This is a genomic window from Methylotuvimicrobium buryatense 5G (assembly GCF_000341735.1).
Classification (GTDB): domain Bacteria; phylum Pseudomonadota; class Gammaproteobacteria; order Methylococcales; family Methylomonadaceae; genus Methylotuvimicrobium; species Methylotuvimicrobium buryatense.
Genome location: NZ_KB455575.1, coordinates 2,252,982 through 2,278,305 on the forward strand (window position 1 = coordinate 2,252,982; position 25,324 = coordinate 2,278,305).

The 25,324-nt window shown below is 49.9% G+C and carries 26 protein-coding genes and 1 riboswitch; of the genes, 17 read left to right on the forward strand and 9 right to left on the reverse strand.

Going from position 1 to position 25,324, the window contains the following annotated elements; translation table 11 throughout:
• Positions 1-912 precede the first annotated feature (912 nt).
• From METBU_RS0109910 to METBU_RS28735, 6 genes are all read left to right on the forward strand, one after another.
• The gene (locus tag METBU_RS0109910; RefSeq protein WP_017840474.1) at positions 913-1,932 is read left to right on the forward strand and encodes an aminotransferase class I/II-fold pyridoxal phosphate-dependent enzyme; all 1,020 of its coding nucleotides are present in this window, start codon (positions 913-915) and stop codon (positions 1,930-1,932) included.
• Entirely contained in the window at positions 1,925-2,818 is an 894-nt protein-coding gene (gene cbiB / locus METBU_RS0109915) for an adenosylcobinamide-phosphate synthase CbiB (RefSeq protein ID WP_017840475.1), read from the forward strand. The genes METBU_RS0109910 and cbiB overlap by 8 nt, the downstream gene beginning before the upstream one ends.
• A gap of 7 nt (positions 2,819-2,825) precedes the next feature.
• Entirely contained in the window at positions 2,826-3,755 is a 930-nt protein-coding gene (locus tag METBU_RS0109920) for a homoserine kinase (RefSeq protein WP_017840476.1), read from the forward strand.
• Positions 3,748-4,410: a 5,6-dimethylbenzimidazole synthase gene (gene bluB, locus METBU_RS0109925; RefSeq protein ID WP_017840477.1), complete on the forward strand. Its 663-nt coding sequence runs from the start codon at positions 3,748-3,750 to the stop codon at positions 4,408-4,410. The genes METBU_RS0109920 and bluB overlap by 8 nt, the downstream gene beginning before the upstream one ends.
• Positions 4,392-5,429 carry a nicotinate-nucleotide--dimethylbenzimidazole phosphoribosyltransferase gene (gene cobT / locus METBU_RS0109930; protein WP_017840478.1) on the forward strand — a complete coding sequence of 346 codons (1,038 nt, stop codon included), beginning with the start codon at positions 4,392-4,394 and terminating at the stop codon, positions 5,427-5,429. Before bluB ends, cobT begins: the two co-directional genes overlap by 19 nt.
• Before the next feature lie 84 nt (positions 5,430-5,513).
• The gene (locus tag METBU_RS28735; protein WP_017840479.1) at positions 5,514-5,693 is read left to right on the forward strand and encodes a DUF29 family protein; all 180 of its coding nucleotides are present in this window, start codon (positions 5,514-5,516) and stop codon (positions 5,691-5,693) included.
• A gap of 304 nt (positions 5,694-5,997) precedes the next feature.
• Here METBU_RS28735 and ltrA read toward each other — a convergent pair whose 3' ends face one another.
• Complete coding sequence (gene ltrA / locus METBU_RS0109940; protein ID WP_017840480.1) at positions 5,998-7,248, reverse strand: group II intron reverse transcriptase/maturase; 1,251 nt, start codon at positions 7,246-7,248, stop codon at positions 5,998-6,000.
• A gap of 576 nt (positions 7,249-7,824) precedes the next feature.
• Here ltrA and METBU_RS23880 point away from each other — a divergent pair.
• From METBU_RS23880 to METBU_RS23885, 4 genes are all read left to right on the forward strand, one after another.
• On the forward strand, positions 7,825-8,139 hold the full coding sequence (locus METBU_RS23880) for a DUF29 domain-containing protein (protein WP_017840481.1): 315 nt from the start codon (positions 7,825-7,827) through the stop codon (positions 8,137-8,139).
• A 675-nt stretch (positions 8,140-8,814) separates the two neighbouring features.
• Entirely contained in the window at positions 8,815-9,219 is a 405-nt protein-coding gene (locus tag METBU_RS27475) for a hypothetical protein (protein ID WP_138767088.1), read from the forward strand.
• Between the two features lie 111 nt (positions 9,220-9,330).
• Positions 9,331-9,765 (forward strand): hypothetical protein, encoded by a 435-nt coding sequence (locus METBU_RS0109950; RefSeq protein ID WP_017840482.1) that lies wholly within the window; start codon positions 9,331-9,333, stop codon positions 9,763-9,765.
• On the forward strand, positions 9,749-11,107 hold the full coding sequence (locus tag METBU_RS23885; RefSeq protein ID WP_017840483.1) for an ImmA/IrrE family metallo-endopeptidase: 1,359 nt from the start codon (positions 9,749-9,751) through the stop codon (positions 11,105-11,107). Before METBU_RS0109950 ends, METBU_RS23885 begins: the two co-directional genes overlap by 17 nt.
• Positions 11,108-11,247: 140 nt before the next feature.
• Here METBU_RS23885 and METBU_RS0109960 read toward each other — a convergent pair whose 3' ends face one another.
• Positions 11,248-11,508, reverse strand: coding sequence for a Txe/YoeB family addiction module toxin (locus METBU_RS0109960; protein ID WP_017840484.1), 261 nt, complete (start codon positions 11,506-11,508; stop codon positions 11,248-11,250).
• Positions 11,505-11,756, reverse strand: a complete 252-nt coding sequence (locus METBU_RS0109965) for a type II toxin-antitoxin system Phd/YefM family antitoxin (protein WP_017840485.1) — start codon at positions 11,754-11,756, stop codon at positions 11,505-11,507. Before METBU_RS0109965 ends, METBU_RS0109960 begins: the two co-directional genes overlap by 4 nt.
• A 405-nt stretch (positions 11,757-12,161) precedes the next feature.
• On the opposite strand from METBU_RS0109965, the gene cobS reads away from it, so the two are divergent.
• The 6 genes from cobS to METBU_RS0109995 all read left to right on the forward strand — a co-directional run bounded on the left by cobS (position 12,162) and on the right by METBU_RS0109995 (position 18,366).
• Positions 12,162-12,908 carry an adenosylcobinamide-GDP ribazoletransferase gene (gene cobS / locus METBU_RS0109970; RefSeq protein WP_017840486.1) on the forward strand — a complete coding sequence of 249 codons (747 nt, stop codon included), beginning with the start codon at positions 12,162-12,164 and terminating at the stop codon, positions 12,906-12,908.
• Entirely contained in the window at positions 12,893-13,456 is a 564-nt protein-coding gene (cobC, locus tag METBU_RS0109975) for an alpha-ribazole phosphatase (protein ID WP_017840487.1), read from the forward strand. The genes cobS and cobC overlap by 16 nt, the downstream gene beginning before the upstream one ends.
• Positions 13,453-14,856 (forward strand): cobyric acid synthase, encoded by a 1,404-nt coding sequence (locus tag METBU_RS0109980; RefSeq protein WP_017840488.1) that lies wholly within the window; start codon positions 13,453-13,455, stop codon positions 14,854-14,856. Before cobC ends, METBU_RS0109980 begins: the two co-directional genes overlap by 4 nt.
• Positions 14,853-15,350, forward strand: coding sequence for a bifunctional adenosylcobinamide kinase/adenosylcobinamide-phosphate guanylyltransferase (locus METBU_RS0109985; RefSeq protein WP_017840489.1), 498 nt, complete (start codon positions 14,853-14,855; stop codon positions 15,348-15,350). The genes METBU_RS0109980 and METBU_RS0109985 overlap by 4 nt, the downstream gene beginning before the upstream one ends.
• A 220-nt stretch (positions 15,351-15,570) precedes the next feature.
• Positions 15,571-15,799, forward strand: a riboswitch (cobalamin riboswitch).
• A 107-nt stretch (positions 15,800-15,906) separates the two neighbouring features.
• Positions 15,907-17,748 carry a TonB-dependent receptor domain-containing protein gene (locus METBU_RS0109990; protein WP_017840490.1) on the forward strand — a complete coding sequence of 614 codons (1,842 nt, stop codon included), beginning with the start codon at positions 15,907-15,909 and terminating at the stop codon, positions 17,746-17,748.
• 27 nt (positions 17,749-17,775) lie between these two features.
• Positions 17,776-18,366: a hypothetical protein gene (locus METBU_RS0109995; RefSeq protein WP_017840491.1), complete on the forward strand. Its 591-nt coding sequence runs from the start codon at positions 17,776-17,778 to the stop codon at positions 18,364-18,366.
• A 390-nt stretch (positions 18,367-18,756) separates the two neighbouring features.
• Here the strand turns inward: METBU_RS0109995 and METBU_RS0110000 are convergent, their stop codons facing one another.
• From METBU_RS0110000 to METBU_RS0110020, 5 genes are all read right to left on the reverse strand, one after another.
• A complete protein-coding gene (locus METBU_RS0110000) occupies positions 18,757-19,551 on the reverse strand; it encodes an RMD1 family protein (RefSeq protein WP_017840492.1) in 795 nt (264 codons plus the stop codon).
• Positions 19,552-19,564: 13 nt separating this feature from the next.
• Positions 19,565-20,698, reverse strand: coding sequence for a ribosomal protein S18-alanine N-acetyltransferase (gene rimI, locus METBU_RS0110005; protein ID WP_017840493.1), 1,134 nt, complete (start codon positions 20,696-20,698; stop codon positions 19,565-19,567).
• The gene (locus METBU_RS23890) at positions 20,691-21,779 is read right to left on the reverse strand and encodes a M14 family metallopeptidase (protein WP_017840494.1); all 1,089 of its coding nucleotides are present in this window, start codon (positions 21,777-21,779) and stop codon (positions 20,691-20,693) included. The genes rimI and METBU_RS23890 overlap by 8 nt, the downstream gene beginning before the upstream one ends.
• Positions 21,780-21,922: 143 nt before the next feature.
• The gene (locus METBU_RS0110015; RefSeq protein ID WP_017840495.1) at positions 21,923-23,410 is read right to left on the reverse strand and encodes a RimK family protein; all 1,488 of its coding nucleotides are present in this window, start codon (positions 23,408-23,410) and stop codon (positions 21,923-21,925) included.
• A 99-nt stretch (positions 23,411-23,509) separates the two neighbouring features.
• Complete coding sequence (locus METBU_RS0110020; RefSeq protein ID WP_017840496.1) at positions 23,510-23,812, reverse strand: DMT family protein; 303 nt, start codon at positions 23,810-23,812, stop codon at positions 23,510-23,512.
• On the opposite strand from METBU_RS0110020, the gene METBU_RS28065 reads away from it, so the two are divergent.
• Positions 23,811-23,978 carry a hypothetical protein gene (locus METBU_RS28065; protein ID WP_017840497.1) on the forward strand — a complete coding sequence of 56 codons (168 nt, stop codon included), beginning with the start codon at positions 23,811-23,813 and terminating at the stop codon, positions 23,976-23,978. The genes METBU_RS0110020 and METBU_RS28065 overlap by 2 nt on opposite strands.
• 896 nt (positions 23,979-24,874) lie before the next feature.
• On the opposite strand, the gene METBU_RS0110025 is transcribed toward METBU_RS28065, so the two are convergent.
• On the reverse strand, positions 24,875-25,183 hold the full coding sequence (locus METBU_RS0110025) for a c-type cytochrome (RefSeq protein WP_017840498.1): 309 nt from the start codon (positions 25,181-25,183) through the stop codon (positions 24,875-24,877).
• Positions 25,184-25,324: the final 141 nt, after the last annotated feature.

The window sequence follows — 25,324 nt, forward strand, 5'->3', positions numbered from 1 at the left end:
CGACGGGGTGCTCGGCAAAGGCTTTGCCAGCATGGAGCTGGCATAGCGCCTACATGGACGTATTCACGGCGTCCTTTGACGGGCACCCCGGCGCCGAATTTTGACCTCCAATGAGTATACATACGTGCCGGCACACTTGCTGAACAGAGTTTGACGAAGGCGTCACTCCCACAGGAGCGGCGATGAACGCTCTGTGAGAGCGATCCCATGATCGCGATTTCGAAGCCGGTTTCGTTGGGTGGCAATAAATGGCATCGAGGTCTCATTGGCTAAAATTGCAAAAGAGAAATTTTTGACTTATGTATAACAATGAGAGCTGGAGCTTGGGTAACAGCATATTTTGTTTTTGCGACTGCGACTGGCCCCTGCTCGGACATTTGGCTTCAGCAAGCTGAAGCATCTTGCTAATCAGGTTAAGTTAAGAGTTCTAGCGTTTCACTCCCCTCTTTGAAAAAGCATAGGTATCTACACAAGTTTTCAGCTTTACAAAACAATTAGTTAAGTTAATTTTTCTGTAATCTAGGATAAAAAAGTAGACTAAAAACATCAATTTTTAGTCCCTATCTTCATAAAAAACCAGAAGAAACTTAATAACAGATTGATTTTGAATAATAAAGATGTGTAGATACTTATATTGAAAAAGAGGGGTTGGGGCAGATTTTTCTAATAACCCCCCCCTCAATACCCCTTTTTCAAAGGGGGGAAGAAGGCTAACTTTATGGCAGTGACGCAGAGCGTGGGAACGATAATTACCGGAGGCTGAATAGTTTCATTCACGGGATTACGAACGCCCGTTTGAGTCTGTTGCATGTCCGGTTACGGCTTGGCCCCTCTGCGCCGATATTCTCACCCCCGACGCCCCGTTTGGTTTAAAATAATCGGCTTTTGACTTCGCACGATACGCATTGCTGAATGAAACACGGCGGTAATATTTATAGTTTTGCCGAACGCATCGGCTGTCGACCGGATCAGGTCTTGGACTTTTCAGCCAACATCAATCCCGTCCAGGCCATCGACTGGCGCACGTTGCAATTCGACCCGTCGCCTTATGCCGATCCCGATTACAGTGCCTTAAAAGAAGCGCTTCGCTATCGCTACCCGTTGCCGAACGACACCGACCTGGAACCCTTCAACGGCGCGAGTGCCGCGATTTTTGCGTTATTGCGCCGACTCCATCCCGAAGAGGTCGTACTTTATACGCCGATGTACGTCGAATATGGACGCATCGCGCAACAATTAGATTGCCGCATCCGTTGCATCGACCGTTTCGACCATTTTGAACAAACGGAAATTCCGCCGCACAGCACCGTCATTTTCGTCAATCCGGCCACGCCCGACGGCGCGCTTTACGACCTGCACAAGCTACTGGCCCAATGGCAGGCCGCTCGATGCACGATCCTGATCGACGAATCTTTTCTGGACTTCTGCCCTGCCGCCGCCACGACCAGTATCGCCGACAGGATAGGCCAAATCCCGAACCTTTACCTGATCAAGTCCTTGAGCAAGTTTTACGGCAGCGCCGGCGTCCGCATCGGTTTCGTCGCCGCCGAGAAAACGGCAATCACAAAACTGAAACAACTCGAGCCGGCGTGGAAACTGTCGAGCTTCGATATCGCTTACATGCAGCAAGCCCTTTCTAACGATACCTTCGCCAATAACACGCGCCGGCAAACAACACAGCTTCGCGAATCATTGAGGCAAATGCTGGAGGATTCCAAACTGTTCGACCGGGTATATCCGAGCCAAGCCAATTTTATCCTCGTCCGTTTGGCGAAAATCGACGGCCATGCCTTGCAACGTCACCTGGAAAAGGCGCGAATCTTGATTCGCGTGTGCGACAATTTTGAAGGCCTGGATAAGCGGTATGTGCGCTTCGCGGTTAAGGATGCCGAATCGATCGCCCGGCTTGCCGAATGTTTGCAACATGTTTGAATTGGCAGCGCTGGCCTATTTGATCGACCTGCGTTTCGGCGAATTCCGCACGACCCACCCGGTCGTGCTGATGGGCTGCTTTATCGAAGGGTATGAGCGGCGTTATTATCGCGACAATATTCGATCAGGCGCGACATTGGTCGCCAGCCTGTTAACGATAACTTTAATCATCGCCCTCTCGATCGTTTACGCCTGCCAACAATTACCGTATTGGCTCGCCCTACCCGTTTTAGCCGTCATCGCATCGATGGGGCTTGCGATGCAAATGCTCCATGCCAGCGTCGCGGAACTATTGACCGCCGAACAACCCCGACAAGCCTTGCGTTACCTGGTGAGCCGCGATACCGAAACGATGAGCGATAGCGAGGTCTATAAGGCGGCGATTGAAACTTGGGCCGAAAACCTCAGCGACGGCGTCATCGCGCCTCTGTTTTATTTGGTCTTATTCGGCCTACCGGGCTTGGCCGTTTACAAAGCCGTCAATACCTTGGATTCGATGATCGCCTATAAAACCGACCGCTATCTTCATTTCGGCCGAGTCGCCGCCAAACTCGACGATCTCGCCAACTTCATCCCGGCCCGTTTGACGGCCTTGTTGATCATTTTAGTGTCGTCCGATAAAAAACGGGCTTGGCAATGCTTATGGCGGGACGCCGATAAACTGGAAAGCCCCAATGCCGGCCGGCCGATCGCCGCGATGGCGGGCGCCTTGGGCGTGGCATTGGGCGGCGATGCGATGTACCATGGCCGGCTGAAAACCAAACCGGCTCTGGGCGATGCCATCGTGCCGGTCACTAAAACCACGCTATCGAAAGCCTTGTCCATGAAAACACCCATTGATTTTACGATCCTCGGCCTATTGGCCGTTGGTTTCTTGCTGTCTTGATCAAGCAATGTCCGTTTATACCTCAGTCACACCCGAACAACTGGACGCCTTTTTCGGTGCTTACGATCTCGGCCAGGTAGTCGATTATGCCGGTATTCCCGACGGCATCGCGAACAGCCATTATGCGGTCGCGACCACGCAAGGCGACTATGTCTTGACCTTGTTCGAGGCACAGAATGGCGAGGAACTGACCCCGGTGATCGGACTGATGCAACGCTTAGGGACTCGCAACCCGCTGTATCCGAATCCGCAGGCCGACAAACAAAACCGGCTATTGCTCAACCTCAACGGCAAACCGACACTGGTCTGTAAACGTTTGGCCGGCCGATCCATCGTTTCGCCTACGCTAGATCAATGCCGGCAAATCGGCACGCAGTTGGCCAGGCTGCATCTCGACACGCGGGATTGTACCTTTCCGATCGCAAGCCATCATGACGTTTTGTCGATCAAAGCCTTGTTCGAGCAAGTCGAGAATCAACTGTCCGCCGGCGACCGCGAATTGATTCTCAGCGAACTGCAATTTCAGTCTGAGCACGAACAACAAGCCCTGCCCGGCGGCGTGATTCACGGCGACTTATTCCGGGATAATGCCTTATTCGCCGACGGACAAATCAGCGGCATACTCGATTTCTACAGTGCCTGCAGCGACCACTGGCTACGCGACATCGCCGTCTGCGCGAACGACTGGTGCCGAGACTACGGTATTTTCAACACGCAAAAATTAACCGCACTGCTTTCGGGCTATGAAACCCTAAGACCCTTATCGGCAATCGAACATCAGCATTGCAACCGCATGCTCAGAGCAGCCTCGCTACGTTTTTGGCTATCGCGCCTCGTGCACCATTACAGCAATCGCCCAGCCGCCCTGAGCCAACCCAAAGACCCGTTCGTTTTTAAAGATCTGCTCGTACAACACCGACACGCCGCCCATGCCTGATCATCGCTATTCCGACGCCGAACGCGCCGCCATTTACCGCGCTATCTACGAGCGCCGCGATATGCGGCATTTTTTGCCCGACCCGGTCGAACCCGACAGATTAGCACGCATCATCGCGGCGGCGCACCACGCCCCAAGCGTCGGCTTCATGCAGCCCTGGCGTTTCATCCGCATCACCCGTCCGGATTTACGCCAAGCCATACACGGCCATGTCGAGCAGGAACGCCTGCAAACCGCCCGCGCCTTACAGGAGCGCGAAGACGAATTCATGCGCATCAAGGTCGAAGGCATCATGGAATGCGCCGAAATCATCATCGCCTCATTAAGCGACCGCCGAGACGAGCATATCTTCGGCCGGCGCACCCTGCCGGAAATGGATCTGGCCTCGTTATCCTGCGCGATCCAGAATATGTGGCTGGCCGCCCGGGCCGAAGGTCTGGGTTTGGGCTGGGTTTCGATGTTCGAGCCGGAAGCGCTGAAACGATTATTGGCGATGCCCGACGACAGCCAACCGTTCGCGATTTTATGTCTGGGCCATGTCGAGCGCTTTTATGACGAGCCGCTCTTGCAACAAGAACGGTGGGCATCGCGCTTGGAATTGAACGATTGTTTATTTGAAAACGCCTGGAACAACCCATGCAAACTCACTTTTTGATCAATCCGCTAGACCACACCCTTACCGCCGCGCTACAAGACAAAATCGACCAAAAGACCAAGCCTTTGGGTTCGCTGGGCCGATTGGAAGCACTGGCGCTGCGCATCGGGCTAATACAAAACACGTTATCGCCGACGCTGACAAACCCGGCTATCGTGATTTTTGCCGGCGATCACGGCATTGCCGCGTCCGGCGTCAGCGCCTATCCGCAAAGCGTCACCGCGCAAATGGTCGCCAATTTTTTGGCGGGCGGGGCCGCCATCAGCGTTATTGCCAAGCACAACGGCCTCGACCTGTGGATCGTCGATGCCGGCGTCAATGCCGATCTAAACCGGCACCCTAAATTGATCGAAGCTAAAATCGGCAAAGGCACGCGTAATTTTTTAGATGCGCCGGCAATGACCGAAAGCGAATGCGCCCAAGCCATGCAAGCCGGCGCCGATATCGTACAGGAACGCCACCGGGCAGGATGCAATTGTATCGGCTTCGGCGAAATGGGCATCGGCAATACCTCTTCCGCCTCGCTGTTGATGCATTGCTTGACCGGTATACCGCTGGCGCAATGCGTCGGACGCGGCACCGGACTAAGCGATGCGCAACTGAGCCATAAATTGTCGCTATTGAATCAAGCCTTGGCACGGCACCCCGGCCAACGCGATCCATTGGCGGCATTGAGCATCTTCGGCGGCTTTGAAATCGCGATGATGACCGGCGCTTATTTGAAAGCCGCCGAACTGGGCATGCTGATCGTCGTCGACGGCTTTATCGCCGGCAGCGCATTGTTGGTTGCGGCGAAGTGCCATCCCGAGGTTTTGGATTATTGCGTGTTTAGCCATGTCTCGGACGAACAAGGACATCGCGCGCTACTCGATCACTTCGGCGCACAAGCCTTGCTCGATCTTGAATTACGCCTCGGCGAAGGCTCGGGCGCAGCACTGGCCTATCCCTTGATAGCCTCGGCGGTTGCGATGCTGAACGAAATGGCCAGCTTTGCCGAAGCGGGGGTGGATGCCGGTTGAAATTGCCGGGGTTTGTTTTTGATGGGATGCGGTGTTACTCTTTCACGGTTTAAAACCCTATTGAGACATTTTGAGGGCTTTTCGATGCATAGATACGAATCTGACATTGTTGCATGGGCGAACGAGCAGGCCGCGCTTCTCCGTGCGGGCCAATTCAACATGCTCGACCTTGAACATATTGCGGATGAGATTGAAGACCAAGCGCGCCAAGATTTTTCGCGAAAGCTGAAATGGGGTCCGTCCGATTTCAGCAGCGAAAAATGACTTGGCGATTATTGCCTTCGGCGGCCCCGATTCGCCCTGCGTCCGTGCCACTACGCCACATCATCGTATACTCGATGCGGCTCCGTAGCACTCCCACAAATGGCTTTACGCCGTGTCGCGATGCCTTGTATTTTGCCTCCGCCTACGCTATTCGCGCAGACTCCGGCAAAACACCCGGCGCTACGGCTATCGGGGACTAAAAATCTTCACTTCGCTATCGCTCCGTTGTTGAGTAGACCGCAGGCACTTCCCCCACAGACTCTCGCAGAACGGTACGTGAACCTCTCGATTCATACCGCTCCCATCAGGCAAACGCACCTATCATTCCCGCCCGCCAATGGGCAAACAAGTTTGGATGTTGATCTGCAATCTTCTCCAGAAACAGCATTGCCTTTATTTTATGCTGGCGTAGCGGCTTGAACTTTCGTCTTACCCACCTCACCAGAGTCATGTTGACGTGACGACACATACCATATAACGCAGATCGGGTATAACAACCATAATAGCCTATCCATCCCCTAATGATGGGATTCAACCATTGTGCTATTTGCCCTAAGCTCAACTCGGTACGCGTTCTGACTCGTAACTTTCTGACCTTTCCTCGCATTGACTTCAGCGCCGCTTTACTCACCGCCGGCGTAAAGTTTACAAACACACTGTTTCTTTTGCGATTCCTACACAGTCGCCGTCTGAACGTATACCCCAGAAAATCAAAGGAGGTATGCTTATAGCGCCCTTTGCGACTTCCATCTTTACAGTAAACAATCTTGGTTTTCACCGGATGAAGTTCAAGCCCACAGGACTGAAAGCGTTGTTTCAGTGCTTCCAGCATGTGCTTGGCTTCTGCCTCACTCCGGCAGTGCACCAGACCATCATCGGCATAACGACACCAGGGTGTATCCGAGTAGTGCTTTTGCAACCATTTGTCGAAGACATAGTGCAGAAACAGATTACTGAGCACCGGACTGACAACTCCACCTTGTGGCGTGCCTTTTCCCCGGCTACTCAATTCCCCATTGGGCATCTGCATCGGCACCGTCAACCAGCGCTCGATATACAATCTCACCCAAGCCGTATCGGTATGCTTATAGACCGCTTTAAGCAATAGATCATGCGGTATATTGTCNAATAATCCCTTAATATCAAACTCAAGTACCCAGTCATAGCGCCAACAACGTTCTCGCGTGACACCCACCGCATCGAGTGCTGACTTATTCGGCCTGTAGCCATACGAGTCAGGCAAAAAGTGCGGCTCAACCTGGGGTTCAAATTCCAGTTTGACGACCATCTGAGCAATACGATCACTCACGGTGGGTATACCCAAAATCCGTTCGCCACCTGCTTTCTTCGGTATGGCTACCGCTTTGACAGGCGGCGGGAAGTAACTGCCGGACGACAGCCGATTCCATAACTTGTAAAGATTGTCTTTCAGATTTCTTTCAAAATCTGCCAACGATTGCCTATCAACACCTGCAGCACCCGCATTGGCTTTCACCAATTCAAATGCACGCATCACTTGCCATTTCGAAATGACAAATGGCTTTGCCTCGCTCATATCATCCTCCTGCCTTTCAACAGTTGTGATAGCAATAAAGGCTGCCTGATGTTGCCCCTTCGCTCCTCGTTCATTACAAACGCTTCAACACTACTACGAGCAACTCCGCCCCAGTATCACGCATCGGTACTCTCATACTTATCAATTTAGTGATTTGCATTTCTCCCTTAACATCATGATGACTGGTTCCCACAGTTCCCATTGAAAGCCCGGTACAGAGTCACGCCCACTATACGCCGGACACCATCTGCACAGACTTCGGATCCGCTTGCAGACTCATCCCTGAAGTCTTGGACGCCCCAGGTTTTGATGTCGAGTCTCTGAATAACGACGCGTCAACATAGGTTCGGTTTAACTCGTCTCTCTGTACCCTACCTGCTAATTATGAATTAGCTTTTCCTCAACGCTCACTACCTGCACTCTTAATACAAGCAGCTTGAGGTGGTTTAAAGCCGGTTTCCGACAACAGACTTTGATGGACCTACCATCATCTTCCAATGAGCTTATACACATCTGATCGCTATTTCCGTATAGCGTCAGTTTGTGTGCCTGTGGCACACTCCAAGATTTTCAGCGGTGGGCAAAAGCGAACGAAGAGAATTGAGAAGTAGAATGGCTGTTTTGCTGGCCCATCTACTGAAATGGCAATATCAGGCGTGCTTTCGCAGTAAAAGCTGGCAGCGCGCAATCAAGGAGCAACGTCGAGGGATTGCAGGATGCTTGAAAGAAACCCCCAGTCTTAAAACCGATTTGACTCAACCCGATTGGCGGGAATGGGTGTGGTCCGATGCCGTCAGTCTTGCGGTAAAGGAAACAGGACTCGATTGCTTCCCCGAGTCCTGTCCGTGGGACATTGAACAGGTTATGGATTCCGAGTTTTGGCCGGAATAAGAAAAAATGTTTTATAATTCAATATGATGCATTTTTCACACTAGCGCATTAATACCCGAAAAATGTAGCCCGTATGCAGCGTAAGCGGAATACGGGAAAACCCTTATTCTGCCTCCATAGGCGCCAACTTAAGGAAAAACGCGTCATTCCGCCAGGGATTGGCGGAATCCAGAGCCAGCGATGGCAATGCTTTCTTTCACACCAATGTAACCCGGACATCAGCAATCCATTCCGATATGACGAATAAAGCCACAAATACACCATAGAGTAGACACTAAGTTGGCGCTTATGATACCCCCCTTGCGTCGAAAACCCCCGATTCCTCGTTACGTCATCCTGGCTACTTGCGGCATCGGTTCGCTAGCGCCCAAGTCAAGCGGATAGCGTTTGCAAAAATGCAGAATATAGCGTTTAATCCAGTCAGTTTAAGTTTGTTCGGTACGATTGCTACAGTCCTTCAAACGAATTTTAACACGTACTTAATCCAATACTGTCGTTGAATTCTCCGAATTCAGCACTGACGTATTTTTAAATTTTTATTTGGAAAGGTTGTTTTTTGCAAATCACTGTAAACTATATGATTTTAATTTTCAAAAATGAAATAGGCAGCTCTATGACGCAATATTTTGCGTCATTTAGGATGTCTAATTATAGTTAGGCAATTTGGTAAAATTCATGAATCAATTAATTAATGCCGCTCTGGACTCTCGCTGGAATATGATTTTCATAGGGTTGAATTTATCAACCTCGGATACCGCTTCAGGATCACCGTTTTCTGTCACATCTGTCAGTAATGCCGACGTTGAGATCACAACTGTCGGAGGAGGCACGCCAATTACTATCAATCGACAAGCATTCGTCGAAACTCTTAGATACCTATTGCCCAATCAGCATACGGAACAAAATCGGTGCCCGATTGGATCAAACAAAGACATTAATCTCGCAGGCCCACTTTGCGTCACCGCACGCAACGCTAATGGAACAAACGTTATGATAATTAACTATCTCCTGCCACTACTAACGCACATGAACTTGGTTAATACAGATGGCAGTAGACCAAATACTATTTGGTTAGCATGATACGCACTCATGCCTAACCTTATTCGTTGCACATGGGTTGCAATTCCGCTGCGCTCCATTGCAACCAGTGTGCCGTGACGTTAGCCCCAAACTAGACAGGTCGACACAAAAATGCAGAGAAGACAAGGCCGCTTCAATACGAAAAGGAAGATTCAAGCTTTCTCGGAAAATAGCGTGTCAGATGTTTTGGTAAAGAACGTGAAATACGGAGGCAATCCTGAGCATAAGAAAAATCCCGGCGATTTCGAATTAACACCACCATCATCGCCAAGGACTGCAAAATCACTTTGTGATACAGTCGAAATCTTTACTAAAAAGGCTGCTATTGCCCACATAAAGGCCGGATTACGTAAAGGTATGATTAGCGAACAAATGAAAGGAAAGTGGCCCCAGAATATATGGGCAGTTACTCGTGACGGAACCCCTTTGGAAGCTCAATTAGAGAATCCTGATACTGGGATGTATCATGGTTATCCAATGCCGGAATCCGATCCGTTCTCCCATGAAGTCATTAAAGAGTGGAAAATTCGTGATAAAAAAGATTGATTTTCGACAAAGCTGGTCTAGTGTCGGCTCCGGAACACCTGAGCTAGCAAACACATTGGCTCAGTTGGAAATTCATGTTGGAGATTACAATCTCACAAGAAACGAGAATATTTTTTCTCAATCCATACAAAATCATGTGATTGTATCGTCCTACCCACTAGCTTTTTGGATGCTACAGAATTGGTGGAGACTGCTTTACGAGCCATTACCGGCGCCTAATAAGCCTGATGTTAGCTGGCGAATGGCGCACGAATTAGGGGCGGCAAATCATGGGTTTGTTTGGCCAAAAATACTATTTGCAAGTGACAGCCTAAATGTGCAAGTTTGGTCATCTCCTTCAGAGGTAAATTGTCAGCAGTCTGTTAGATATATTAATGGGTTAAATCTTCCTGTATCTATTAGTATTACCGAGTTTCGACAAGCACTTTTTGACTTTATCTCCACGGTCGAAAATAGATTAGAAGCCTTTGGGTTGGGGGCTAGTGATCTTTCAGCATTATTTTCTATAGTAAAAGAAGAAGAGCAAATCGAAGATAGCAGAATTTACCGTAAACTGGAGGCTCTTATGGGGTTTGACCCGGATGAATGTTCGCCCGATGCAATGGAATATGCAATCAAGCTTTATAGTGAGTATGGAGAGGGTACATTATTGGAGTTAGCCCCAGTCTACGGAAAAATGGGGCAAGAAGAACTATTGAAACCTATTGAGAAATTTATTAGTGCTCCAGGGGTATACGGAAAACCTACATTCTCTACAAAACAAATAGCAAATAGTACTTGCGCGGATTCAGCGCCTTGGAGAGTGGCGGTAGATAATGCGCAAAAATTAAGAAGTGAAATCGGAAACACAAACAATCCAATTGATACGAAAACTCTCTTTGAGTTATTGGGAATTGCTTCATCGGCAATAGACAAGTGGGGGCCTATGGGTAGATCCAGTGTTTCAGTAGGAATACCAACCGACGATCAGACCATTAAATTCGTACCTCGCAAGAAGCACCCCATTAGCAAGCGGTTTGAGTTATCACGCTATGTTGGTGATTTTATTCAAACCGGCAGCAATCAATGGCTGACTAATACGGACTTAAGCACTTCCAGACAAAAGTATCAAAGGGCTTTTGCCGCCGAGTTTTTGTGTCCAATTAATGGCCTGATTAATTTTTTAGAGAGCGATTTTTCCAATGAGGCCATTGAGGATGCGGCAGAACACTTTGATGTGAGCGAGCAAACAATTTCCTCTCTGCTAGCGAACAATAATTATATTGAATACCAATCAATAAATGAGTCGCCATATCATATTGGATACAATGGCTTCCCACTTAAGGCGGGACAAAAGCACTAAGGATTAACCTTAAACTGTCCCGCGTTAAGTGAGTAGCCGATACAATTAACTACTCCCTTTTGATCGAAAAGCCATCTAAGAATAAAAGCGCGCGCCTTTCGCTACGCTTTGGTGGGCCGGTTACACTTGGTCGTTTGCGCTCAATACTCGTAGTGATAGCGAAGCTGAGCGATAAAAATATGGTCTTCAACAACTTTATAGACAAGCCGGTGTTCATCGTTAATGCGTCGAGACCAATAGCCGGACAAACCGTGCTTCAACGGCTCAGGTTTACCGATACCTTCAAAAGGTTCGCGCTGAATAGCCTTAAGCAAAGAATTTATTCGTTTAAGCATGGCCTTATCGGTTTTTTGCCGGTACAAGTAGTTTTCCCAAGATACGCTGGAAAAAGTCAGATTCATTCTATCCACTCGTGCTCGGTACCGTTCCCAGCCTCAAGTTCTGCAATCGACTCTAGTAGGTGGCGAGCATTTGCAGGGGATCGAAGCTGGTATGCTGTTTCTTCCATGGACTGAAAGTCTTCTAAAGAAATCATGACTACAGGCGCTTCTCTCTTTCGGGTAATAATCACGGGATCGTGGTCATTACAAACCTTTTCCATAGTTTTCGCTAGGTTAGCTCGTGCAGTGGTGTAGCTTATGGCGTCCATCGGGGCCTCTCTAAAATTATCATGTACGTTAAATTGTACAGGTATCTAGCAGCACATACCAAGGCCGTCAACGTGGTTGTATTTTCGGCGTCCTGTCAAGCGTGCCACCGAACCGCCGCAAAGCCTATTGCTTGTAGACGTTATATTGTGCATATTCCTTAGCTCTATCTAGACAGGTCGAAACAAAACTGCAAAAAAAGGGTATCGGGTTTATTTTATAATTCAACCACCTCCCTTTTTCCGGCATTTGCCATACGCCGCAAGGCTTACACCGTGCTGCTCGTGTCCATAATCAGCCGCCCGGTTTGTCATGTTCTCAAGCGATCGATTTTATAAGTTGTCGCAAGACAAAGTAGAATTAGACATGCCAAGAACATATCCCGCCTAATTCAAGCAAAACTTTCCATGCCTTCATTACACGATTTCCTTCTGGCCGTCGGCTTTTATACCCGACTGCCCTGCCCGGCCACGCTCGATTATCGACGCTTGCCCTTTGCTTGTGCTTATCTACCGTTGATCGGTTGGTTGGTCGGAGGTATTTCGGCATCGGTGTTCTGGGTCGCTTTGCAAATCTGGCCGCAAGACATTGCGGTCGTTATCGCCTTAATCGCCGGCATTTTGCTTACCGGGGCTTTTCACGAAGACGGTTTTGCCGATGTCTGCGACGGTTTCGGCGGCGGCTACGATAAACAGCGCATTCTGGACATCATGAAAGACTCGCAGATCGGCGCCTATGGCGCGCTCGGCTTGTTATTGCTGCTGCTGTTGAAATTCAGGCTTTTGACCGGTTTACCGGCGCATCTGCCGCCGTTTGCCTTGCTGGCAGGGCACAGTATCAGCCGTTGGTTTCCGTTGTATTTGATGTACCGCTACGACTACGCTCGCACGCAGCCTAGCAAGTCGTCCGGCGCGGTATTCAAGCCCGATGCGAAAACTTTACTCTTGGCAGGCATTCCGGCGTTGCTGCCTTTTGCCTTGCTGCCGCCACTGGTCTTGTCGGCACTGATTCCGATGATGCTTATTACACTAGGACTCGGCCGCTATTTTCATCGTCATATCGGCGGCTATACCGGAGATTGTTTGGGGGCCGGCCAGCAAGTCGCCGAAGTCGTTTTTTATCTCTTCCTCAGCGCGCTATGGACATTTATTTGATTCGCCACACCCAAACCGCAGCCGCTAAAGGCTTATGTTACGGACGATCCGATATTGCTTTGGCGGACAGCTTTGCCCGGGAGATGGAAGCCCTACGGCAAAAATTGCCTGAACTAGCCGAAGACTGCCGGTTTTATAGCAGCGCACTCAGCCGTTGCAAACGTTTGGCTGATTCCCTATCCGATGAGGTTGTCACCGACGAACGGCTCTTGGAGCTGGATTTCGGCGATTGGGAAGGCATGTTTTTCGATGACATCGACGCCGAAGCGTTAAATCTCTGGACCCGGCATTTCGTCGACGTCCCGCCGCCGAACGGCGAAAGTTTTACCGATTTATGCCGCCGTGCCGGCAGTTTTTGGCAGGAACTCATCAAGACCGAGCTTTCGCAAGCCGTCGTCGTGACCCATGCCGGCGTAATTCGCGCCCTGCTGACCCATATCTTGAAGCTGTCGCCCGCCGCCGCCTTTCAATTTCGCGTCGATCATGGCTCTTTGCATAAATTTCAATACAGCCATCAATACACCTACATTCACTATCTCAATCTATGAAACCTTTAGCGATCTTCGGCACCAGCTCGGACGCCGGCAAAACCACGATAGCGATGGCCTTGTGCCGGATTTTTGCGGACCGGGGGCTAAGCGTTGCACCGTTTAAGGCGCAAAACGTCTCGAATAATTCGGCGGTGACCCCGGACGGCCGCGAAATTTCCCGCGCGCAATGCCTGCAAGCCGAGGCTGCGCGGGTCGAACCGAATCACTTGTTCAATCCGGTGCTGCTGAAATCGCACGGCAACGGTTCGGTGCAAGTGATCGTCAACGGCTTGGTTGATCGAAATCAATCGATTGCGGACTATTACGATTCGATAGGCGACCTTAAATTACAGGTCGAACAAGCCTTTACGACGCTCCGGCAGTCTCATGACTTGGTCATCGCCGAAGGCGCCGGCTCTCCGGTCGAACTCAATCTACTGCATAAAGACTTATCGAACAGCTTTGTCGCCAATACCTTTCGCACCAAAAATATTCTGGTCGCCGACATCGAACGCGGCGGCGTCTTCGCGTCGATTTACGGCACGCTGGAATTGATGCATCCTGTCATGCGCAAAAATTTGATCGGCGTCGTTATCAATAAATTCCGGGGCGATCGGCGTTTTTTCGATGAAGGCGAAACCATCATCAAAGAGCGCTTCGGCGTGCCGGTGCTCGGCGTGTTGCCGTTCGAACCGCTCAATATCGACATGGAAGATTCGCAATCGCTCAATAATTACCGGCAACGCTTGAACGGCGTCAAGATTCGCATTGCCGCGATCGCCTACCCCGGCTTGAGCAATTATAACGATCTGGACGTATTGATGGCGGATGAAGAGCTGCATGTCGAATTGATTCAAGCCTACCGCCCCTTGAGCGGTTTCGACATGGTGCTGTTGCCGGGCAGTAAAACCGTGCTGCGCGATTTGAGATGGCTGAAGCAACAAGGCTTGTTCGACGAAATCGAGCGTTTCGACAAAGCGGTGTTCGGTATTTGCGGCGGTTACCAGATGCTGTGCCGAACGTTGCATGACCCGGAAGCCATCGAACACGACCGGCCCGGCAGCGAATCCGGATTCGGTTTTATTGATGACGAGGTGCTTTACCAACTCCCCAAGATCGTCCGGCGAGGAAGCTATGACCTGTTCGACTATCCGGCGTTGAATGGCTATGAAATTCATTGCGGCCGCATGGCTCAATACCCGCTTTTTTATCGGCAAGGCGCGGTCGCCGGCACGCATGTACACGGTATTTTCGACAACGACGCATTTCGAACCGATTATTTCAAAGCCCTGACTCCCGATTATCGGGGTTATGCCTACGCCGGCTACCGAGATGCTCAAATTCAGGGTTTCGCAGACCGGGTCGCGGCCAATTTGGATTTATCGTTAATCCTAGAAGCCTTACAGGAGCCATCATGAAGACCTTATTCATCGGGGGCGTCAAGAGCGGTAAATCGCGCTTGGCGGAAGACTATGTTTTACAGCGATGCGGGAATGAAAAACCCTATTATCTGGCGACGACCGAATTTTTCGATGACGAAATGAAGGCCCGAGTGGCCGTTCACCAGCAGCGCCGACAGGATTCATTTATCACGATCGAGGAACCGGTCAAACTGCTCGCCACATTGCAAGACTTAGACCGCCCGGTATTGGTCGAGTGCGTGTCGATGTGGTTGAACAATGCCTTGTATCATCAAATTCCCGAATCCGACATTCTGCAGGAATTGGACGCCGTGTTGCAGCTTCCCGTCGAATTGATCTTGATTCATAACGAGGTAGGCCTCGGCGTCATTCCCGACAATCGCTTGGCCCGGCAATTCATCGATTTATCGGGCAAGGCCGCGCAATTGATGGGGCGGCATTGCGATCGAGTCTTTTTTTGCAGCGCCGGCTTGAAATTGCAGATGAAATAAGGGCCTGGCTAGGAATAACTTCCCTAAATGGTTCCGCATGCCTCGCTCGGGGCGGGTTATGTAACCCGGCCCAAACGTTTTGATTTGCTTCGGCCACAGTCGAAACGGTTAGGGACGGAGTTGCAAACTCCGTCCCGCCCAAGTCCGCCCCAAAAATGCTTTTTTCGATTGAATCCTCTCTATTTTTCTTCCACTTGCATTCAGCAGGTAAATCCCTATAATGCCCTCCTTGCTTTCAGGTGCCCCGCCCTAGAATCGACCTGTCGATTCTAGGGCGGGGTTAAACGGGAAGCCGGTCAGGTCATCAAGCCAAAGCCGGCGCTGCCCCCGCAACGGTAGATAAGTAAAGAATCATCAATTTGCCACTGTGTGCAATGACATGGGAAGGCGATGATTCAGGCCTATGGCCACTTATAAGCCCGGAGACCGGCCCGATAGCGATTCGACACAGCGGAGGGCTGTTAACGAAACGGTCGAGCCATACTCTGCCTTTTCGCCGCGCGCCCTTGCGTTGTAATACTACAACCTTTCATGCGCGGGCGGCGCAGAGGACATCATGCGAACATTCTTTTTAAGCCCACTGTTATTCACCGGCTTCCATCTTCCGGCCTTGGCCGACTCGGCCCCGGACGAAACACCGTTACATTTACCCGAAATGCTGATCACGGCAACTCGGTCGGACAGCCCCAAAGAACATCTGGCAACCGCCAGCACCGTCTATACGCGGGAAGACATCGAACGCCTTCAGGTCAACACCTTGCCGGAATTGCTCCGAGGTTCGACCGGACTCGATATCACACAACAAGGCGGATACGGAAAAAACTCCAGCGTCTTCATACGCGGCACCAATTCCGGCCATGTCTTGGTCTTGGTCGACGGCATCCGCTTCGGTTCTGTCACCTCCGGTACTTCGCCGTTCGAACTGCTGCCGATCGATCAAATCGAACGCGTCGAGATCATTCGCGGTCCGCAATCCAGTCTTTGGGGCGCCGAAGCCTTGGGCGGCGTCATTCAAATTTTTACCCGCAAAGGCGCACAAAAAGAAAAACCGACGATCACGATCGATGCCGGCGGCGGCTCGTTTAATACCGCGAAGGCTTCGGGCACGATCAGCGGGCGTTATCAAAATAGTTGGTATACCCTCGGCGCGTCGCATTTCAATTCGCAAGGCTTCGACGCACGGCAACCGACTACCGGTTTTTTCGGGGTGGATGAGCCCGATAAAGACGGTTTCTACAATACCGGACTCAATGCGCGCTTGGGCCACCGCTTCGATAACAATGCCGAGATGGAAGCCACCTACATGCGCTCGGAAGGTCGCAACGACTTCGACGGCACGCCGAATAGAATGGAATTCGTCAATCAGGTCATCGGCCTGAGCGGCGCCATCGATGTCATCGACAATTGGCGCTCGACCTTACGGTTAGGGCAAAGCCGAGACGACGCCGACAATTTCAGTCCGGACGGCACGTTTTTCAGCCGTTTCGACAGCACGCGCTGGAATGCCAGTTGGTTGAATGCGATCCAATTGTCGGACGATCATCAATTGACACTCGGGGCCGATTACCGTTTGGATGAAGCGGATAGCACCACCGACTATACCGAGCTATCGCGTTACGATGTCGGCGTGTTCGGCGAATGGCACGGACGATTCTTCGATAACCATCATCTCAACGGTTCGATTCGTTGGGATGAAAACGAAGCCTTCGGCGATTTCGTCACCGGCAGCATCGGCTGGCGTTCCAATTGGGATTACGGCATCAGTACATTCGCGAATTTCGGCAACGGCTTCAAGGCCCCATCCTTCAACCAACTCTATTGGCCCGGTTTCGGCAACCCCAACTTAATGGCCGAGGAGTCGAAATCGGTCGAGGTCGGACTCGCAGGCAACCATGACTGGCTACAGTGGGAGGTTCGCGCTTATCATACCGACCTAGATAACCTAATCGTCTATGTCTTTGATCCGGCAACGTTTAACTTATCCGCCGAAAACATCGGTAAAGCTCAAATCAACGGGATCGAAGCCGAAATCGGCACGCAAATTTTCGGTTGGAACGCCAAACTGGGCATGAATTTGCTCCGCCCGGTCGACCGGGAAACGAATAATCGTCTGCCACGCCGCACCGATAGAATGTTATCATTCGATCTATCGAGATCGTTCGGTCCCGTCGACGTCGGTGCTTTCCTATTAGCCGAGGGCTATCGCTACGACGATGCCGCTAATACGACCAAAGTCAGCGGTTATGCGACCGTCGATTTACGCTCGGCCTATCACATCAATAAAAACTGGACCATTAGCGCTCAATTGAATAATCTGCTGGATAAACAATACCAATTGGTCGATACCTACAACACGGCCGATCGCAACTTTTTCGTTTCGATTCGCTACAACATCTAAAAACTTAACCTTATCGGAGAAATGACGATGAATATCGCACAACGTTTACCTGTCCAAAACCTACCTATTCAGCCTGGCGCGATCGCACTGATGCTGTTGATGGCGGCAACGCGCTCGAGCCATATCGGCACGCCTTTTCAACTCCCCGACGCCTCTTTGGCGGTATTTTTTCTGGCCGGGCTTTGGTTCGGCGGCAACCGGTTTTTTGCCGTTTTATTGGCCGAAGCGGCATTGATCGATTTTGTCGTGATTCAATTCTTCGGCGTCAGCAGTTTTTGCGTTTCGCCGGCCTATGCCTTTTTGATTCCGACTTATGCCGCAGTCTGGTTCGGCGGCAAAATGTGCGCCCAATTCAAAGAGTCGAACCCTTCGGTGTTATTAAAACAATTCGCAATCCTGCTCGCGGCAACGACACTTGCGTTTCTGATTTCCGAATTCAGCTTCTATTTGTTGTCGGGCCGTCACGATGCATTGGACTGGTCTGAAAAACTGAGCAAAATGGCGAATTTCTACCCGGCTTATATCAAATCGACGTTAATCTATGCGACCGCGATTTTCGGCGTAGTTGCATTGCTGAAATCCTTGCCGGTTTTCAGTGAAGATCATAAAGGGGCTTGACTCTATACCCTTTGCTAGACGAATTTCGGCCTGGGGATCGCTCCCACATAATCCTAAATTCGGCAGTTTAACCATGAAGTTCATGAAGTCTTTTAAGGGCTTGCGGGATCCCCATGATGGGTTTCCGCTTCGCTCCTACCCATCCTACTGCGCAGTCCATTCCGCATGCCCCCCTCTTGCGTAGGATGGGTAGAGGCGGAAGCCAAAACCCATCGTTTCAACCCCGCCACCGCGGACCTCTCGCCGGACGGGGTTTATAAATTACGGCCGCAATATTTTCCTACCGTTTGCATTTTCCGCTTCGCTCCTACCTACCCTACTGCGCTTGCGAACCAACTGCCGCGAAGTATATGTCATTCGGACAGCCGGTTAGAGCCTCTTGCCGGCGCATCAAAAAACTCTGTCGACTAAAGACATCACGATCTCGACCGCGATCAAATAAATAATGATCCATTCGAGAAACGACGAATGCTGATGTTTTTGTTCGTCGGCCAGCATTTCCAATAATTCGTGTATCGTCTCAAGTTTTTTCGACAATACTTCGGTGCGCGGCTGAATTTCGAGATAATTAGCTGCCATCGAATAAATTCCTTGATATTCCGGATGTTCCCAAAAAAACTCTGGCGTATCGAGCAGATCGTAATTCAAAATGATATCGCTCTTGGTCAGAAACAACTGCCCCCGGATCATCGCGGTGGCTTTTCTGCCGAGCTGAATCTTCCCTTCCCTCGCCAAGGATTCCGGTAAATGACTGGTCTCGCGAATCGTATTGATCGCATGGCTTTCGAATGCGGCCAATTTAATCGATTGCGCCATCGCATGCGACAAAGCCAAGAGCACCATTTGATCGGCGCTGATTAGCTCGATGTGATCGCTTTGTATCCGGTGCTGCTCGCAGTTTATTTCATAACTAAAATTGTCTTCCTGCGGCTCGGCATCGGGCTTGATTGCGAAACCTAGAAGCAGATCATGAAGATTGCGCCGCTCATCCAGATTTACATTCCAATGCACGACGACGCCGTAAGCAAATACAATCGAGCAGCCGCTTTTATAGTCGACGACCAAGGCATTTCTAAACGACTTGACGCGTCCCGACATCAATATTTTCTCGCGCAATGCCGGAAAATCGAAAGATTGCGCAAGGCAAACGGTTAAGCAGTGTCTGATCGGACGATCGCTGGTCATAACTTTCCCCTAGTCATTCGCGCCGCGCGATGATCACGACGGCTCTAAGCTGGCTACGCCCGAAGCGGGACATCGCCAAAAATTCGGCTTTCGGCACCGGCACATAAAAGTTATCCGCTTCGCTGGCATGCTGCTCGGTATCGACATCGGGATCGTGCAAATAAATAAAGTGCGGATCATGCGCGGTCACGACCACCCAATGCGGCGCTTTGTTGCGATTGATCCGGTAAGTGCTGATCAAAATCAACGGAATATGACCGGCATCCAAATGCCCGGTCAATGCTTCCAGCGTGATTTTATCGAAATGCATGCGCACGTCGGTTCGCTCGATCTGGCGCAGAAAATCTTCTTGCACCAGACTGATGACTTCGCGTTTTTCCGGATTGCGCACGCTGTCGATAAACAACACATCTTGATGACTCAGATACACATCGACCGCAAAGCCTCGCCGCCAAGCCGCCAGCGCCAAACCGTGAGGTCCGCAACCGCCGTGCCCGGAAGTCATAAAAATCGTCGTCGATTCGCGCCAAATTTGCAGTTCATGCGCCTGCGACAATTCAATATCCGGATTCAGTCCCGCCATCGCCATCAACAAGCCCGAAGGACCGCAGCTAAAATCGGTCGTTTGCCGATAAAACGGCACGGTCAGACGGGTTTCCGGATGCGGATAGATAATTCGTTTCTCGAAGCACAGCGCCTCGCTGTGATCTTCATAATAATCTTCTTTGGTATCGAATTGCCGATATCCTTGTTTTCGGTACAGAGCGATCGCTTGTTGATTATCGGGACGAACTTCAAGCCTCAAATACACGCAGTCGCGCTCTCGAGCGCGAGCTTCCGAGTGATTGAGCAGGCCCACGCCAATACCGAGCCCGCGGTATTCGGGTAACACCGCGAAAGAATAAAGTCGTGCCAACGATGCGCCTCTGCGGTACAACAACAACGCATATCCCGCCGCTTTATCTTCGATTTCGGCAAGGATGATATCGGCATTGGCTCTTTCCAGCATCCAATGAAAATTGCGCGAGGTTAATTTATCCTGCGTAAAACAAGCATTTTCAATCGCCAGCAATTGCCGGACGTCATTTTTGACCGCACAACGAAACACGATGTTAGGTGTTCCTTCGACGATCGCAGAATCAGTCATTATCCGCCAATCCTGCGAGCGCCTGCGTTAATACTTGCTCACTACGAAACAGCACCATTTCCTGCCAATCTCGCTTATGCGGATAAAAATAATCACGAATTTGTTGCCGCATCGAATGATTAAGCTGCCTTGTTTCGGGATTTCTATGCCAAAGGTAATTTTCTTTGCGTAGCACGGCAAACAACGCATCGAGCGAATAGGTGCCGAATTCCAACGTGATATAACAGCCGTGATCGCCCAGAACCTTATGCCAGGCGTAATCGAGCAACCCCAACTTAGGCACCGAAGTCGATGTTCCTAGCGCCGGCTCGGTGACGCTGTCGCCAAACCAACACTTCGCCAATGTCGCAGCCTTAGAGCCTGGCGGATGATCCGAAATGACTTCACCATAACCATAGGGACCGAGTCCCGAATGGATATCGACAACCGCGACTCGTTGCCGATTGGCCAAGTCGAATTCCCGCATCACGGTTTCGATCACTTGTCTCGACCAAGAGGAAGAAGCGCCTCCATAAAACAAGCCTTGCGGATATTCGTATTGACCGCTGCTGATCGCTTCCTCGGTCTTGCGTTGACCATAACGCTGCCGGTATTCGTTAATTGTTTGCAATACGTTTTTTTCGGTTGCGTCGGTCCAATGCTCCGGCAGTAAGACATCGGACAATTCTCGATAACCCTGATTGACCGGGCAATCGGAAAAATCGATGAAGTTCCGATTCAAATCGACATTATCTTCGTTAACGCGGCGCAAATGAGCAAAACCGAATGGATTCAAGGCATGAACGAACAACACTGCGGTATCGGCTGTCGGCATCGGTGCATGCCTGAGCCAATTGATTTGCGCCGCGGAACCGCAAAAGCCTTCGACACCATGGGTCGCGCTGATGATGACCAACACCTTACTGACTTGTTCGCCGCCGAGCCAAAACACCTCGGTCGACAACGGTTGATTGTCGTCGGCTAACAATGAATGTTGAAACCGCCTCAGATGACCGGGCTGACTTGAACAGGCGGACAGAAACTTTTCGCGTGCATCGAAATAGTCTGTGGAAAAGCTTTCTAGGTCGTAATGGCTCGGCATAATGTACTCATCCGGTTTGCTGAAAATAATAGGGAACTCGAAGGTACGCTGCGGTTAGGGCATCCGGGCTCTCAATCGGAACGAAGAAATCATTAGGGAAGTTATTTTATGCTTTTTCCTAAACCGCCTTGAAATTTCCTGTCTCAAGCATAAGCACTATGTTTGCGCTCCAATCGGCGCACGAACTCCTCCATGATGATGCGATACAAATCCTCGCCCAAATAATCGTCCTCGACACCGCTATCGATACTCGGATTATCGTTGATCTCGATAATCACGTTACGGCCTGCGATTTGTTTCATATCGACACCGTAAAATCCGTCACCGATCAGCTTAACCGCTTTCGCTGCGGTTTTGACGACATCCTTCGGCACATCGTGAATAGCCAACGTTTCGAAGCCGCCGCTTTTACCTTTGGCTTTATCGCTACTATGGTTGTAGATCTGCCAATGCCCGCGCGCCATAAAATATTTACAGGCATAAATCGGCCGGTTGTTCAAAAAACCGATCCGCCAGTCGTAGTCGGTCAACACATACTCCTGCACCAACAATATAGCGGACTCTCTAAATAACTCGCGGCATTGGTTTTCCAACTCTTCGCGACCATGCGCCTTGACCACACCGCGCGAAAACGAACCGTGAGGAATCTTGAGCACGAGAGGATAACCGAAGCTCTGTTCCAATTCGTCAAAATCCAACGGCTTGTCGCGTATGATCAACTGAGTTTTGGGCGTCGGAACACCATGCGCACTCAATAAATCGGCCAAAAATACCTTATTCGCACATTTCAGAATCGAATCGGGATCGTCCAAGACCACCAAGCCTTCACTCTCCGCCCGTTTGGCAAAACGGTAGGTATGATGATCGATCGCGGTGGTTTCACGAATGAACAAGGCATCGTACTCTAAAAGCCGCGCGAAATCGTCTTTATCGATCAGATCGACATCCAGACCCAGCTCATTACCTGCTTTGATGAAGTTTTTCAGGGCTTTCGTATCGCTCGGAGGAAACTCCTCTTGCGGATTGTAGAGAATCGCCATTTCGAAGCGAAACCGTTTGCGTGAACGGGGTTTGCGCCAAATCTTACGACTGTAGGCATCGATCGCTTCCGCAAATTGATTTTGTTCGTTTTCATTCAATTCGGCTAGATTTCCCGGCGTAATCCCAACGATTTCCCAACGTTCGCCCCGCTTGAATTCGACATTTAAAATCGGACTGGGATAAAGCTCAAACAAACGCCTGGCCAATTTTTCAAGCGGCGGATAAGACACCTTACCGAAAAAAATTTTTATCCCAAAATATTCCTTATCGGGCTGCCCGCAACCTGCCGGATGTTTACCCAAGTACTTATCGAGATTATTATCGTAAAGACGATAATAATGATGGTTGGCCAAATCGTTGATGCTGCGAATCGACGGAATTACCCGTTGGCCGCGCGCTTCGGCCAGCAGCGAACAATAATAACCGGTACCGAGATAATCATAATCTCGGCATAGATTGATTACCTGTGTTTTACCGGCTTTTTTACTTTCCGGCAATGACAGATAAACCTCGACTGTAACGAGATCGCTACTCGGGTAATAAGGCGCCCAGTCTTCCAGGCGATCGACAACTATATATAAAGAATGCATGGGCTCCGCCTGGGAAATGAAATAGCGGGTTGGAAATACTGTACGTAGATCAAAATTCGGCGCCGAAATTTGAAGTGCGAAAGTTATAATTCCGCCTAATTACGGGAACAACTTTTCTCTGAACATAAAAAACACCGCACCTAAAATACACAAACCCGCCCACAGGTAGTCGAGCTTCAGCGGTTCCTTTAAATAAAAAAATGCAAACGGCACGAACACGCTCAAGGTAATGATTTCCTGCATGATTTTAAGTTGTCCGATATTCAATGCCTGATAACCGATCCGATTGGCCGGCACCTGAAGTAAATATTCAAACAAGGCCACAGACCAACTCAACATTGCAGCGATAATCCAAGGCTTACCGCTCAACTCCTTCAAATGCGCGTACCAGGCAAATGTCATGAACACGTTACTGCAAACCAATAAAGCGATAGATATCAAAATCGGATTCATACAAAATAAAGAAAGTCCGCAAAGGCGGCAATCTATAGCATTAAGAAAATTTGCGCAAGATTCGACTTATGACCGTATCCAGCTTTTACAAAATAATCCTGAGGTAAAAACTTAAAGTGAGTCGCAGGGTATGCATTGCATACCCTTTTTAGGCTTGGTAACTCAGGATACGGTAAAAAATAGCCTCCCTAAATGGTTCTCACGCTTTGCTCAAATCCCTCGCAAGTTTATCGTTATACATTAATTGTAGGGTACGCTGCGCGTACCTTCATCCCGCTAAGCACCCAATTCGTAAGTATCAGACCCCGTTAGCAATTTACCGAAATTCAGGCGTAATTATTGGCCTCCCCCTTTGAAAAAGGCTTTGGCAGCATGGATGCTGTCATAGAGCCTACATGGACGTATACCTTTCGCACTTCAAATTTCGACATTAGCCTATGGAGGTGCCAGGGTGTTCGGCAAAGGCTTTGATAGCATGGATGCTATCATAGAGCCTACATGGACGTATTTACGGCGTCCTTTGACGGGCACCCCGACGCCGAAATTTGACGAGCAAAGGGTATATACCCAGATCACAAACCATAAGGGCCTGTGTTAGCATTCGTGGGGCTACCATGGTACTGCCATTAAGTTAGATGAAACCCGTCATTCCGTCATGGACTGGCGGAATCCAGTGCCATGGATGGCAAGCTTTTGAGTCACGGCAGGGCCTTAATGCAAGCATTACTCATTTCTGTGACGGCTTAACTTAATGGCAGTGACGCAGAGCGAACCCTACAATTTATGTATAACAATGATATAAATCGGGAAGTTATTTGTTACGAAACCCTCAAGAAGAATTGCGAAATGGTACGCGATGCACTCCCTGAGTATATGAATCATTTAACCAGTCGGCCCGATAGGTGGCGACGTTGGCGTCGCTCCCTCAGAAGCTGTTTCTTTGAACGATTTTGAAAGGGTGCAATGGGTACAGGCCGGGACGCACGGAAGCCCCCCCGGCCTTCAGGACAATTACCAGCCTTTTTTAGCCTGTTCCAGGACATACGCCGAAACGCTTTCGATTTCCTCTTTACTCAAAGTCGATGCGAATCCCGGCATTGGAGCCTTGCCTTCAGAAACCAGTTTTTTGATTGCATCCAAAGAATTCACTCCGTTTTTTTCCAAACTCTCCGAAGTCAATGTTTTATCCGGATTCATGACGTTTTTACCGCCGGCATGACAAGAGGCGCAATTCTTATTGAAAACATCATTGGCCTGAGCAACGCCTACCGCAGTTAACGACAGAGCTGAAAATAAAGCGATTTTTAAAAATTTACTCATGTGACTCTCCTAAATATAAAAATTATTCTTGTCAGGAATCAGTAGCGGAAATCTAGAGTTATTATTAACACCCCTACTGAGTTTTTTAATCCGGACAATAAAAAGGACAAAGTTGCCCTTGCCTAGCTACCATCAACGATG